Here is a 13,172-nt window from a genome sequence, read left to right as displayed (position 1 = left end):
GCCACCACCGGCCGGATTACGCCACCACCTTCACCACCGCATAGCGCGCCAGCGTCTCCTTGCGCGCCTCGTCGTGCTGCACCAGCGGCTCCGGATAGTCGCGTCCCAGCACGATGTTTTTTTGCTCGAGCAGCATGCGCGGCACCAGCCAGGGCGCGTGGATTTCCTTGTCGCCCAGCGCCTTCAACTGTGGCAGGTAGCGGCGGATGAAGCGCCCGCCGGCATCGAATTTTTCCGATTGCGTGATGGGGTTGAAGATGCGGAAGTAGGGCTGGGCGTCGCAGCCGGACGACGAGGCCCATTGCCAGCCGCCATTGTTCGAGGCCAGGTCGAAGTCATTCAGGTGCAGCGCGAAATACGCTTCGCCGCGGCGCCAGTCGATGCCCAGATCCTTGATCAAAAAGCAGGCCGTGACCATGCGCAGGCGGTTGTGCATATAGCCCGTCTGGTTCAGCTGCGCCATGGCCGCGTCCACCAGCGGATAGCCGGTGCGTCCCTCGCACCAGGCAGCAAAGGCGGCATCGGCCTCGGGTCCTGTTTCCCAGGCGATCGCGTCGTAGGCCGGCTTGAAGGCGCCGCCTTCCACATGCGGGTTCTGGTACAAAATCATGGCGTAGAAATCGCGCCAGATCAGTTCGGCCAGCCACACGGGCGCGCCGTCGCCGCCACCGCCCCGGTCCATCAGGTCGACGATGGTGCGCACCAGGTAGCGCAGCGATACGGTGCCGAAGCGCAGATGCATGGACAGGTAGGACGGCCCCTTCAGGGCAGGGAAATCGCGCGCCACGTCATAGCGGGCCAGGCGCGGCAGGAAATCCTCGAACAGTCGGCTGGCGCCCGACATGCCGGTGGGAATAGCCAGTTCGGCCAGGTTGCTGGCCTCGAAACCCAGCTCGCCCAAGGTGGGCAGCGGGGCCGGCGTGCCGCTGCGCGGCGGCGCCAGGCTGGCCGCGTGCGGTTCGATATCGAGCGGCGCCAGGCAGCCCGGTTCGGCGCGCATTTTCTTCAGCCAGGCATTCTTGTACGGCGTGTAGACGGTGTACGGCTTTGCGGAGAGCGTCAGCACTTCGTCCTTTTCAAAGATGACCTGATCCTTGAAACTGAACCACAGGCGCGTTTCGTGCGTGAGCGCGGCGGCCACCCTGGTGTCGCGGGTGATCGCTTGCGGTTCGTAGTCGTGGTTGGCAAACACGGCGTCGGCGTTCAGCTCGGCGGCCAGGCGTGGGATGGCTTCGGCGGCGTCCGCGTGCAGCACGATCAGGTCGCCGCCCAGTTGGCGCAGCTCGTCGGCCAGTTCGGCCACGCTGGCATGGATGAAATCGACCCGCCGGTCGCGGCGCGGCAGCATTGCCAGGATGGCGGTGTCGTATACGAAGACACAATGTACGGCCTGGCTCTGGCGCAGGGCGTGATGCAATGCAGCATGGTCAAATGCGCGCAGATCGCGCCGGAACCACACCAGGGAAGTCTTGATTGTCATTATTTTGCGTGTTCAGGGTCAAAGATAGGCCATTTTTTGCCGCCAACAGGGCTTTATGGCCGCGCGCGTCGCGCCTTTGGCGTCGCTGCGGCGGCAATTCAGTGTAAACTAGCGGGTATGTTCGTGGTGGTTTATGTGCGACAGCGATTGTGCAATCAATTTTACAATTGGCATTGAAATGCGTCGGCAGGCAAAGCGAATTGATCATTAATTTACAACATAACAAGAATAGCGCCTGGCAACACGGTGCGCGCCGCCCAGCATTCGCGGCCGCTTGCGCCAGGCGTACGATAGCGGGGTAAGCGAGACTTGCCAGCAAGCCCACAGAGAGAGCATCGCGTATGAAAAAGAGTAAAATCGACCAGACTCTACCAGGGCATCGTTTGATGCAGGGTATGGGAGAGCCGGCTGCGACCGGTTCATCCACCTTGAATCTGGCCAACCATTTCCTGATTGCGATGCCGGCCATGCAAGATCCGATCTTCGGCGGTACGGTCGTGTACGTTTGTGAACATAATGAAAACGGCGTGCTGGGCGTCGTCATCAATAAACCCACCGACATGACCATGGAAGTGCTGTTCGACCGCATCGACCTGAAACTGGCGGCTGGCAGCGACACGCCCATCATCAACGAGCCGATCATGTTCGGCGGTCCCGTGCAGGACGACCGCGGCTTCGTGCTGCATACGCCGGGCGCGCACTATTCCTCGTCGCTGACGGTGACCGATGAAATCGCGTTTACCACCTCGATCGACGTGCTCGAAGCCGTCGCCAAGGGCGATGGTCCCGAGCGCATGCTGGTCTCGATCGGCTACTCGGGCTGGAGCCCGGGCCAGCTGGAAGACGAGATCGGCCGCAACGGCTGGCTGACGGTGGGTGCCTCGGCCGACATCCTGTTCGACTTCCCTATCGAGCAGCGTTACGTGGCGGCCATCAAGCTGCTCGGCATCGATCCTCTCATGCTGGCGTCGGAAGCCGGACACGCATGAGCGGTGACGCCATCGACACCATCCTCGCCTTCGATTTCGGCTTGAAACGCATCGGCGTGGCCATCGGCAATAGCATGATTTGCCAGGCCAAGCCGCTCAGCGTGATCACGGCCACGGCGAATGAGCCGAAGTTTGCCGCCATCGATAGCCTGATCAAGGAGTGGGGCGCGAGCCGCATCGTGGTGGGTTTGCCCAGCCATCCGGATGGCACCGAACACGAGATGAGCGCGCGTTGCCGCCGTTTCGCCAACCAGGTGCATGGCCGCTTCAACCTGCCCGTGGAACTGGTCGACGAACGTTATTCCTCGGCCGTCATCGCCGCCAAACGCGGCGAAGTCATCGATGACCGCGCCGCCGCCATTATCCTGCAACAGTATTTCGACGCGAATTATTAATCTGACCTTAGCCTCCAATCCTGAATGATTAAGAACTCTATGCCGCATCCTACGAATCCTTCCCAACTCGACGCCGAGGCCCTGTACGCGGTCTTGCTGCAGCAGGTGCAGAGCGGCCTGGCGGGCATCCCCAATGTGGCCATCGTCGGCATCCACTCGGGCGGCGCCTGGCTGGCCGAACGCCTGGCGCGTGACCTGAACTTGGTCGACCGCCTGGGCGTGCTCGATGTGTCGTTCTATCGCGACGACTTCGCCCAGAAGGGCCTGCATGCCGACGTCAAGCCGACGCAAATCAGTTTTGACGTGGCCGGCGCCACCATCCTGCTGGTCGACGATGTGCTGTACACGGGCCGCACCACGCGCGCGGCCATCAATGAATTGTTCGACTATGGCCGTCCGGCCAAGATCATGCTGGCCGCCCTGGTCGACCGCGGCGAGCGCCAGCTGCCGGTAGCCGCCGATTTCGTGGCTGCCTTCACTGCCGTGTCGGCGGGCCAGGCCCTGGTCCTGAAGCAAACCGACGATGGAAAATTCACGCTCACCCTAGATACCCACCATGCTTAATCCGCAACTGAATAAACACGGCGAACTGCAACATCTGCTGACGATTGAAGGCCTGCCGAAGTCTATCGTCAACCACATCCTCGATACCGCTTCCTCGTTCGTCGGCATTTCCGACCGCGATGTGAAAAAGGTGCCGCTGATGCGCGGCAAGAGCGTTTTCAATCTGTTCTTTGAAAACTCCACGCGCACCCGCACCACCTTCGAGATCGCCTCGAAGCGCCTGTCGGCCGATGTCATCAACCTCAATATCCAGGCCTCGTCGGCCAGCAAGGGCGAGTCCCTGCTCGACACCATCGACAACCTGTCGGCCATGCATGCCGACATGTTCGTCGTGCGCCATGCGCAGTCGGGCGCGCCCTACCTGATCGCCAAGCACCTGATCGACACCAAGCAGCCGCACGTCCACGTCGTCAACGCGGGTGACGGACGCCATGCGCACCCGACCCAGGGCTTGCTCGACATGTACACGATCCGCCACTACAAGAAGGATTTCACCAACCTGACGGTGGCCATCGTGGGCGATATCCTGCACAGCCGCGTGGCGCGTTCCGACATCCACGCGCTGACCACGCTGGGCGTGCCGGAAGTGCGCGCCATCGGCCCGCACACTTTGCTGCCGGGCGGCCTGGAACAAATGGGCGTGCGCACCTTCACCAACATGGATGAAGGCCTCAAGGGCGTGGACGTGATCATCATGCTGCGCCTGCAGAATGAACGCATGAGCGGTGCGCTGCTGCCCTCGGCGCAGGAATATTTCAAGAGCTATGGCCTGACGCCCGAGCGCCTGGCGCTGGCGAAACCGGACGCCATCGTCATGCATCCGGGCCCGATGAACCGCGGCGTGGAGATCGATTCGGCCGTGGCCGACGGTCCGCAGGCGGTGATCCTGCCGCAGGTGACGTTCGGTATCGCCGTGCGCATGGCGGTGATGAGTATTTTGGCTGGTAATCAGGGCTGATAGCCCAAGGACGAGTAAGCGAGCATGACGACACTACATATCAAGAACGGCCACCTGATCGACCCTGCCAACGGCATCGATGGCTTGCAAGACCTGTTTATCGCCGACGGCAAAGTACTGGCCGTGGGCAGCGCCCCGGCCGGTTTCAAGGCTGATACCACCTTTGACGCGACTGGCCTGGTGGTGTCCCCCGGCCTGGTCGACCTGTCCGCGCGCCTGCGCGAGCCGGGCTACGAATACAAGGCGACGCTGGAATCGGAATTGCAGGCGGCGCTGCAAGGTGGCGTCACGAGCCTGGTGTGCCCGCCGGACACCGACCCGGTGTTAGATGAGCCTGGCCTGGTGGAAATGCTGAAATACCGCGCCAAGACGCAGAACAAGGCCCACGTGCACCCGCTGGGCGCGCTGACCATGGGCTTGAAAGGCAAGTCGCTGACGGAAATGGCGGAACTGACGGAAGCGGGCTGCATCGGCTTCGCGCAGGCGGAGGAACCAATCGAAGACACCACCGTGCTGCTGCGCGCGATGCAGTACGCGAACACCTTCGGCTACACCGTTTGGCTGCGCCCGCAAGATCCGCATATCGGCCGTGGCGGCATCGCCCACAGTGGTCCGCTGGCCTCGCGCCTGGGCCTGTCCGGCGTGCCCGTGATGTCCGAAACCATCGCCCTGCACACGATCTTTGAATTGATGCGCGCCAGCCGCGCGCGCGTGCACCTGTGCCGCATCTCCTCAAGCGCGGGCCTGGAACTGATCCGCGCTGCCAAGGCCGAAGGCTTGCCCGTCACCTGCGACGTGGGCGTGCACCATGTGCACCTGACGGACGCCGATATCGGCTTTTTCGATTCGAACGCGCGCGTCACGCCGCCGTTCCGCAGCCAGCGCGACCGCGATGCGATCCGCGCCGGTCTGCTCGACGGCACGGTGGACGCCATGTGCTCGGACCATACGCCCGTCGACGATGATGAAAAACTGCTGCCGTTCGGCGAAGCGTCGCCGGGCGCCACGGGCCTGGAACTGCTGCTGTCGCTGGCCCTGAAATGGGTCGACGACTATGCGCTGGCGCAGCCACAAGCGGGCGCCCGTCCGCTTGCGCGCGCCGTGGCCAAGGTGACGTCCGATGCGGCGCGTGTCGCCGGTATTCCGGCCGGCAGCCTGGCCGTGGGCGAAGCGGCCGACATCTGCGTCTTCGATCCCGCCGCGCGCTGGACCGTGTCGTCGGCGTCGCTGGCCAGCCAGGGCAAGCACACGCCTTTCCTCGGCTATGAGCTGAGCGGCATCGTCAAGGCGACCATCGTGGCCGGACAGGTGGCGTTTCAACGCTAATTGTAGCTAGTGCACCAGCGAAGGTGTCGAAGCCGGGGTCAGACCCGCCGGGTCTGACCCCAGATTTTGCTTGGGGTTGAGAGCCTTATTTAATTTCTTGGTGTCATTTGAAACTTCTGCTTACCTACCGCCTCGCGCGCATCGCCATTCACCTGGGCTGCGGCATGGCCAAGAGCGCGGTGCTGTTCCCCTGGCTGGACCTGGACGGGCGCAACCGGCGCATCCGCCGCTGGTCGACGCAGCTGCTCGACATCTGCGGCGTGCACGTGGAGCAGCCTGCCGACAGCGTGCCGGCCCTCGCGCATGCGATGGTGGTGGCGAACCACGTTTCGTGGCTCGACATCTTCGTCATCAATGCCGTCCATCCCTGCCGTTTCGTCGCCAAGGCCGAAATCCGCGCCTGGCCGATCCTCGGCTGGCTGGCGGGTCGCGCCGGCACCATCTTCATTTCGCGCGGCAGCAAGCGTGACCTGCGTCTGATCTTCCAGGGCCTGGTGGATAAATTGACGGCGGGCGAGCGCATTGCGTTCTTCCCCGAGGGTACCACCGCCGCGCAAGGGCAGATTTTGCCGTTTCACGCCAACCTGTTCGAGGCGGCCATCGACGCGCAAGTGCCGGTGCAGCCGTTCGCGCTCGTATATGTGGATGACAAGGGGGCCTTGCATCACGCCGTCGATTTCATCGGCGAGATGAGCTTTGCGCAAAGCATGGTGGCGATCTTGAGCGGCCCGCCCATCACGGCGCGTCTGACCTGCCTGGCTTGCGTTGCTACGGCCGACGCGCACCGGCGCGAACTGGCTGCGGCAACGCAGGCGGCGGTGGCCGCTGCGCTGCCGCTGGACAAGGCCGCTTAGTTCTTCACATGCAGCCAGCGCGCGTGCGCGGCGCGGGCCAGGTAGTCGAGGATGAAACCGAGTATGCCGATCAGCACGATGGCGGCCATCAGTTCCGAATACGCCAGGCGGTCGCGCGTGTCGAGGATGAAGTAGCCGAGGCCGGCCGAGACGCCCAGCATTTCCGCCGGTACCAGCACGATCCAGATGATGCCGATGGCCAGGCGCACGCCCGTCAGAATATCGGCCGTAATGCCCGGCAAAATCACCTTGAAGACGATCTCGCTGCGCGTGGCCGACAGGCTGCGCGCCAGCAGCAGCCAGTTCGGATCGAGGCGCGCCACGCCGGCCGCCGTATTGAGCAGGATCGGCCAGACGGCCGCAAACGTCAGCAGGAAGTACACGGGCGCGTCACCGACGCCCAGCACCATCACGGCAATCGGCATCCACGACAACGGCGAAATCATGCGCAGCAGCTGGAACAGCGGCATGGCCGCGCCGGAAAAGCTTTTCGACATGGCCACCAGCACACCCAGCGGCACGCCGATGATGATCGCCAGTCCCAGGCCGACAGCTACCCTTTGCAGGCTCAGTACCACGTGCAGCCAGATATCCGAACCGCCCAGCATTTCCCGGAACGCCAGCGCCGTGGGCAGCGGCGCGAAGGCGGTGGCGATGGGCGTGGATTTCTCCAGTGCCGTCACGCCCATGGACCACAACAGCAAGGCACAGGCCAACCCCACCAGGGGCAGGCCGAACTTCGTGAACAACTTCTTTGCCATCGTCAGACCGCCACGGTTTCGCTGCGCAGCAGGTTGGCCGGCAAGCCGAAGGCAGCCGGGCCGCCCACGGCGGTGATGGCCTTGCGCACGAAGCGGTCATCGACCAGGTCGCGCGCGGCGAATTTCGGATCGAGATTGGCCAGGAAGCGCGTGTCGCCTTCGACCTTGGTACGGCCGATGGCGCGCACCAGTTCTTCCGTGTACGAGGCGAATGGATAGGGCTGGAAGTCGATGCAGCGCTGCTGCCAGTTCTTGTGCACGATCAGGCCCTGCTTTTCGTAGCTCGCGTAATCGGTGGTGGCCAGCACCTTGGTCAGCACCTGTAGCGGATGCGGCGTGTAGCGGTGCTCGCCCACGTTCGACAGCAGCTTGGCCGTGTCGACCTGGTTCGAGCGCGTCCACAGCTGCGCCTTGACGATGGCGTTGGTCACCTTCTGCGCCCATTCGGGACGCGTGTTGATGTCGCGCTCGGACAGGAACGTGACGCAGCACGCATGGTTTTTCCACACGTCGCCCGAGAAGCGCAGGATTTTGCCGATGCCGGCGTTTTCCGCCGCCGCATTGAACGGCTCGGCCACGATGTAGCCGGCAATCGACTTGCTGGCCAGGGCCGAGACCATTTCAGCCGGCGCCAGCACGATCAGGTTGACTTCATTCGATTTGATGGTGGCGTTGCGCGCGCGCGTGACCGGGGTCAGGCCATTCGAGGACAGGATTTGCTGCAGCAGGATGTTGTGGATCGAGTACCAGAACGGGATGGCGACCGTGCGCCCACCCAGCTCGGAGACCTTGTTGATCTCGTTGGCCACCGTCAGCGCGGAGCCGTTGACATGGTTCCAGGCGACGACTTTGGCGGGGAACTTGGCGCCGTAGCGCACCCACAGGGTGGCCGGCGACAGCAAATGGATGACGTTGACCTGGCCGGCGACGAAGGCTTCGATGATCTGCGCCCAGCTACGGAACAGGCGCGGCGTTTCCGCCTGCAAGCCTTCCGCTTCAAACAGCTTGCGGGCGTGGGCGACGAGCAGCGGGGTGGCGTCGGTAATCGGCAGGTAGCCGATTTTCACCGGCTGGTCGTCGCCTTTCGGACCTTGCTGGGCCATGGCGTCGCCGGCGAACAGCAGCGGCGAAGCGACGCTGGCCGTGGCCAGGGCCGACATGCGCAGGAAGTCGCGCCGTGTCAGGCCGCAGTCGCAATCGGACGAGGCGCAGATATGCAGGGGTTTGTTTTGATCTTCGAATGTCATGGGAAAGTTCCGGTCGATTAGTGGGGAGCAAAGGCGGGCGTTTGATCCTGCTTTTGCAGCGCCTGCAGGGCGTCGAGGATGTCCATCTTGAGGGCGATCACCTCGGCGCTGTGGCCGATGCGCGGCTGGGCGATGGCCACGGGCCATTCGCGCACGATGTTGCCCGGTTTGCCGCCCATCAGCAAGATGCGGTCGGCCACCAGGATCGCTTCATCGATATCGTGCGTGACGAGCAGCACGGCCGTATGCCAGCGGTGCACCACGTCGACCAGCAGCGACTGCATCTCGGCGCGCGTGATGGCGTCGAGCGCGGAAAACGGTTCGTCGGCGAATAGCAGTTCCGGTTCGCGCGCCAGCGCACGGGCCAAGGCCACGCGCTGCGCCATGCCGCCCGACAGCGCGGACGGATACAGCTTTTCGCGGCCCTTCAAACCGACCGCTTCGATGGCTTGCGCCACGCGCGCCTGGTGCGCTTCGCGCGTGAGCTGCGGCTGGTGCTTGAAGTCCAGGCCGAAACCGGTATTGCCCGTGACGTTCAGCCACGGCAACAGGCTGGCCTGCTGGAAGACGAGGGCGCTGCGCGGGTCCGGTTCGCGCATGGGGGCGTCGAGAAACTGGATCGCGCCCGTCGATGGCGGCTGCAAGCCGGCCAGCACGCGCAGCAGGCTCGATTTCCCGCAGCCGCTGCCGCCCAGCAGGCAGACGATTTCGCGCTTGCGCACGCCCAGCGAGACATGCTGGAACACGGGTGCCGTGCCCGGATAGGCGTAGCTCAGGTCCTGCGCCTGCAAGGCCCAATCAGCAACGTTCATGCCGGCGCTCCCGCTGCCTTGGCAGCCTGCTGGCTGTCGAACAGCTGCAAGGCTGCCTGCAATTGCGTCAGGCTGGGGGTGACGATGGGGATGAACGACGATTCGCGCCAGCGGCGGGCAAAGCCCTGCTGTTCCGCGTTCAGGTAGGCGCGCCCGCCCATCGCCTGCAGTTCCAGCATCAGTGCCTGCTGCAGCACGTCGGCCAACTGTATGCGCAGGCGGAACATGGCCGGTGCCTGCGTCTTGAAGCGGCCATCGTGCACGCCGGCCAGCAAGGTGGCAACAGCCGCCTCCAGGGTCGCTTGCAGCGCTTCGATGCGCGGCGTGAGCGCGTTGCGCGAGCCGGCCGAGATCTGCGCCGCTTTTGTCAGGCTGGCGCGCGCCAGGCCGATCGACAGGCCGCACTGCATGCCGAGGAACGAGGGGCGTACCTGCGGCAGCCAGGCTGGCGCGTTGTCGCTGATGATGTCCGCAGCGGGGATGTGCACCTGCGTCAGCTTGACGGAGGCCGTATTGCTGCCGCGCAGGGCGATCAGGTCCAGGTCGTCGCTGCGCTGCACGCCCGGCGTGCCGCTGTCAAAGGCGACGATGGCGGGTGGCGCGCCGTCGTTCGGCGCCACGGCGGCCGCCGCGACAAAGCCCGCCTTGCGCAAGTTCGTCACCCAGGCCAGGCCGCCGTCGACCAGCAAGCCGTCATCCTGGCGCACGCCCGTGATTTGCAGCTGCTCGATGCCGGACAAGAATTTCATGGCGTTCGACAGGCCGCTGGCGCCTGCCTGCGTGCCAGCCAGCAGGCCGGGCAAGCGGCGCTCGGCCAGCGCGCGATTCTCGCTTTGCAGCAGGAATTCGATGAAGCAGCGCTGGCCCCAGAAGACAAAGGCCGCCGTGACCGATTGCTCGGCGACGTTGGCGATGGCATTGATGGCGTCGCGCACGTCACCGCCCGCGCCGCCGTGCTCCTGCGGCACGCCGATGGCCAGCAGCTGGTCGCCGGCCAGCGCGGGAAGTACAGTTTCTGCCAGTTCCGACGATTGGTCGAGCTGGTCGGCATGCATGTGCAGCCAGTGATTGAGGTGGCCCATGTCAGACGGCGCCAGGCAGGTAGGGCGTCAATTGCGGATTGACGGGCGTGCCGGCCAGGCTGTTGGAAAAATTGCACAGGGTGGCCAGGCTGATGCCCAGCACCACTTCCAGCGCCTGCTGTTCGTTGTAGCCGGCGGCCAGGAAGGCTTGATATTCGGCGTCGCTGACGGCGCCGCGCGTGGCGATGACGGCCGTGGCGAAGGCGGCGACGGCGTCCAGCTTCGTATTGCCGGTCGGCTGGCCATGCTGCAGGGCGCGCACGATGTCGGGCGTCTGGCCCGCTTTTTTCAGCGAGATGGCGCTATGGCCGGCGATGCAGAAATCGCAGCCATGGATGCGCGCGGCGGTGATTTGCACCACTTCGCGTTCCATTAACGTCAGGCTGGCGCGCGCATTGATGCCGGAAACGGTCAGATAGGTTTCCAGCGCCAGCGGGGCATTGGCCAGCACGCCGATCAGGTTGGGCAGGAAGCCATTGTTGGCGATGGCCTTTTCCACGAAGGGGCGGCTATCGGCCGGGGCGGTATCGAGAGTGTGCAGCGTCAGACGGGACATGGGGTACCTTGCTAAGTTGGTAAGTCACCCGGGCATTATATCGGCCATATCGCGCACGCAACAGACGTCAGCGTCGTCCTTTTGTGCTCGTTCGTCTGTGATTGTGCGATCCTTGATTTTAGCTGGCCAACTGGCGCAATCTCTGGTCGCGCCGGTAGGCGCCCGGTTGCTCGCCCGTGACCCGCTTGAAGGCGCGTGTAAAGGCGGCGTGCGAGCGGTAACCCACCAGTTCGGCCGCGCGTTCGACGGAGACGCCGTCGTGCAGCCGGCGCGCGGCGATCTTCATGCGCAGCAGGAGCAGGAACTGGGCCGGCGAATGGCCGCTGGCGCTGGCGAAATGCTTGCAGAAGCTGGCGCGCGACATGCAGGCTGCCTTGGCCATGTTCTCGATCGACCAGTCGGCTGCGGGGGCGTCGAGCATGCGTTCGAGCAGCGGCGAAAATGCGGGCTGGTGCAGCAGCGACAGCAGGCCGGCCGCCACCTGCTCGCCTTGCGCCACGTGGCGGATCAGGTAAAAGAACAGCAGTTCGACCAGGCGCGCGATGAGCGGCGACGGTTGTTCCGGATCGCCGCCCGCTTCAAGCAGGATCAGGTCGAACAGCGCGGCTGCGGCGCTGAAGGCGGGCGCGTCGCCGCGTATCAGCAGATACGGCGGGAAGGAGTCGACGATCAGTGCGGAGAGGGCGCCGCGAAATTGAAAGAAGCCGCAGGCCAGCGCCGTCGCTGGCTGCTGCGTGGGTGTTTGCAGCGGCAGCATGGCTTGCGCGCTGACCGCCTGCAGCGGATCGCTGTGCGGGCTGAGGAAGTGCGGCAAGTCGCGCAGCAGGAAGACGCCATCGCGCGGGCCGAGCGCTATCGGCGCCGCGCCATCGAGGTGCAAATAGCAGTGGCCATCGAGCACCAGGTGAAAGCTGCCCAGTTCCCGGCCCGCCGTGGAGGCGCGCCAGCGGCCACAGTACTGGCCCACATGCAGGACGGCGGTGTCGAGGTCCAGGCTGCCGAGCAGCCAGCGCGCCAGTCTGTCGGTATCAGGATGCATGGGATGGCACAGGCAAAAGCTGCATCATACGGCGCCGACGCGCCAGGGCCAACGACCGATTTCGACTAAGCATATGCGCGCGGTACTGCTTACTGCTTGCCACTGTGCCGCTGGAAGGCGGGACAGTCGACTTGCAGCAGCGAGCGGTCTTCCAGGCACACGGCCGACAGTTTTCCGCCCCAGACGCAGCCGCTATCGAGGCCGATCAGGTCGGGTCGCAATTGCAATCCCAGCGCCGACCAGTGGCCGAAGACGACAGTGTCGCCCGCGCTGCGCCGGCCCGGCACGTCGAACCAGGGCAGCAGGCCGGAGCCCGGCGGCGCGCTGCCGCTCTCCTTCATCTTGAAGTCCATCACGCCGTCCGGCGTGCAAAAGCGCAGCCGCGTCATGGCGTTGACGATGCAGCGCAGCCGGTCGGCGCCCTGCAGGTCGTCGCACCAGGCGGCCGGCTCGTTGCCGTACATGCTGCGCAGGAACGCCACCCAGCCATCGCTGCGCAGCATGGTCGACACTTCCTCGCTCAGGGACAAAGCCTGGGTCGCGCTCCATTGCGGCAGCAAGCCCGCATGCACGAGCACATGTCCCTGGTGCTGCAAGGCGAGCGGACGCTGGCGCAGCCAGGTGATCAACTCGTCGCGATCGGGCGCGTCGAGGATCTCGCCCAGCGTATCGGACGCATGCTCGGGCCGGATGCCGTTGGCCACGGCCAGCAAATGCAAGTCATGGTTGCCCAGGACACTGTCGGCCAGACCTTGCTGCGCCAGCGCATGCACATGGCGCAGGGTGGCCAGCGAGGCCGGGCCGCGATTGATCAAGTCGCCCGCGAACAGCAGGCGGTACGGGCCATCCGCTGCCGCCTGGATCCGTTCGATCAGTTCGACGGTTTGTGCATGGCAGCCTTGCAGATCGCCGATAAAGTAAGTTTTCATGTGTGCCAGGGTGAAGTGAACTACGCGCAGGCATTATAAGCATGGATGCTCCTAGAGCATATCCCGGTAGTGAGCGTCTTCTTAATTTCCTGAGGATTACTTAGCTGAATATTTAGCTGCTTTATCGCGATAATCATTTCTTGGCATATTTTCTGGAATCGATGACCATGCCATGCCAGC

14 protein-coding genes are annotated in these 13,172 nt (G+C 64.3%); 6 read left to right on the top strand and 8 right to left on the bottom strand.

Features of this window, described 5'->3' with window-relative positions; all coding sequences use genetic code 11:
- Nucleotides 1–16: 16 nt before the first annotated feature.
- The gene (locus CNX70_RS25330; protein ID WP_096237813.1) at nucleotides 17–1,480 is read right to left on the bottom strand and encodes a cryptochrome/photolyase family protein; all 1,464 of its coding nucleotides are present in this window, start codon (nucleotides 1,478–1,480) and stop codon (nucleotides 17–19) included.
- Nucleotides 1,481–1,866: 386 nt separating this feature from the next.
- On the opposite strand from CNX70_RS25330, the gene CNX70_RS25325 reads away from it, so the two are divergent.
- From CNX70_RS25325 to CNX70_RS25300, 6 genes are all read left to right on the top strand, one after another.
- Nucleotides 1,867–2,469, top strand: a complete 603-nt coding sequence (locus CNX70_RS25325) for a YqgE/AlgH family protein (protein ID WP_096237812.1) — start codon at nucleotides 1,867–1,869, stop codon at nucleotides 2,467–2,469.
- Nucleotides 2,466–2,864, top strand: coding sequence for a Holliday junction resolvase RuvX (ruvX, locus tag CNX70_RS25320; RefSeq protein ID WP_232730726.1), 399 nt, complete (start codon nucleotides 2,466–2,468; stop codon nucleotides 2,862–2,864). Before CNX70_RS25325 ends, ruvX begins: the two co-directional genes overlap by 4 nt.
- 39 nt (nucleotides 2,865–2,903) lie before the next feature.
- On the top strand, nucleotides 2,904–3,428 hold the full coding sequence (pyrR, locus tag CNX70_RS25315) for a bifunctional pyr operon transcriptional regulator/uracil phosphoribosyltransferase PyrR (RefSeq protein WP_096237811.1): 525 nt from the start codon (nucleotides 2,904–2,906) through the stop codon (nucleotides 3,426–3,428).
- Nucleotides 3,421–4,386 carry an aspartate carbamoyltransferase catalytic subunit gene (locus tag CNX70_RS25310; protein WP_034746695.1) on the top strand — a complete coding sequence of 322 codons (966 nt, stop codon included), beginning with the start codon at nucleotides 3,421–3,423 and terminating at the stop codon, nucleotides 4,384–4,386. Before pyrR ends, CNX70_RS25310 begins: the two co-directional genes overlap by 8 nt.
- Nucleotides 4,387–4,410: 24 nt before the next feature.
- The gene (locus CNX70_RS25305; protein ID WP_096237810.1) at nucleotides 4,411–5,712 is read left to right on the top strand and encodes a dihydroorotase; all 1,302 of its coding nucleotides are present in this window, start codon (nucleotides 4,411–4,413) and stop codon (nucleotides 5,710–5,712) included.
- Nucleotides 5,713–5,819: 107 nt separating this feature from the next.
- Nucleotides 5,820–6,566 carry a lysophospholipid acyltransferase family protein gene (locus tag CNX70_RS25300; RefSeq protein WP_096237809.1) on the top strand — a complete coding sequence of 249 codons (747 nt, stop codon included), beginning with the start codon at nucleotides 5,820–5,822 and terminating at the stop codon, nucleotides 6,564–6,566.
- Here CNX70_RS25300 and CNX70_RS25295 read toward each other — a convergent pair.
- From CNX70_RS25295 to CNX70_RS25265, 7 genes are all read right to left on the bottom strand, one after another.
- Nucleotides 6,563–7,327, bottom strand: a complete 765-nt coding sequence (locus CNX70_RS25295) for an ABC transporter permease (protein ID WP_096237808.1) — start codon at nucleotides 7,325–7,327, stop codon at nucleotides 6,563–6,565. The two genes, CNX70_RS25300 and CNX70_RS25295, sit on opposite strands and share 4 nt — an antisense overlap.
- Before the next feature lie 2 nt (nucleotides 7,328–7,329).
- Nucleotides 7,330–8,574: an ABC transporter substrate-binding protein gene (locus CNX70_RS25290; RefSeq protein WP_096237807.1), complete on the bottom strand. Its 1,245-nt coding sequence runs from the start codon at nucleotides 8,572–8,574 to the stop codon at nucleotides 7,330–7,332.
- A gap of 17 nt (nucleotides 8,575–8,591) precedes the next feature.
- The gene (locus tag CNX70_RS25285; RefSeq protein WP_096237806.1) at nucleotides 8,592–9,386 is read right to left on the bottom strand and encodes an ABC transporter ATP-binding protein; all 795 of its coding nucleotides are present in this window, start codon (nucleotides 9,384–9,386) and stop codon (nucleotides 8,592–8,594) included.
- A complete protein-coding gene (locus CNX70_RS25280; protein WP_096237805.1) occupies nucleotides 9,383–10,468 on the bottom strand; it encodes an acyl-CoA dehydrogenase family protein in 1,086 nt (361 codons plus the stop codon). The genes CNX70_RS25285 and CNX70_RS25280 overlap by 4 nt, the downstream gene beginning before the upstream one ends.
- Before the next feature lies 1 nt (nucleotide 10,469).
- A complete protein-coding gene (locus CNX70_RS25275; RefSeq protein WP_096237804.1) occupies nucleotides 10,470–11,024 on the bottom strand; it encodes a carboxymuconolactone decarboxylase family protein in 555 nt (184 codons plus the stop codon).
- Nucleotides 11,025–11,142: 118 nt separating this feature from the next.
- Complete coding sequence (locus tag CNX70_RS25270; RefSeq protein WP_096237803.1) at nucleotides 11,143–12,063, bottom strand: AraC family transcriptional regulator; 921 nt, start codon at nucleotides 12,061–12,063, stop codon at nucleotides 11,143–11,145.
- 89 nt (nucleotides 12,064–12,152) lie between these two features.
- Nucleotides 12,153–12,992: a symmetrical bis(5'-nucleosyl)-tetraphosphatase gene (locus tag CNX70_RS25265; RefSeq protein ID WP_096237802.1), complete on the bottom strand. Its 840-nt coding sequence runs from the start codon at nucleotides 12,990–12,992 to the stop codon at nucleotides 12,153–12,155.
- Nucleotides 12,993–13,172 lie beyond the last annotated feature (180 nt).

The organism is Janthinobacterium svalbardense, from assembly GCF_002327145.1.
Lineage (GTDB): Bacteria > Pseudomonadota > Gammaproteobacteria > Burkholderiales > Burkholderiaceae_D > Janthinobacterium > Janthinobacterium tructae.
The sequence above is the reverse complement of the archived record's forward strand: the minus strand, read 5'-3'. Positions and strand labels throughout refer to the sequence as shown.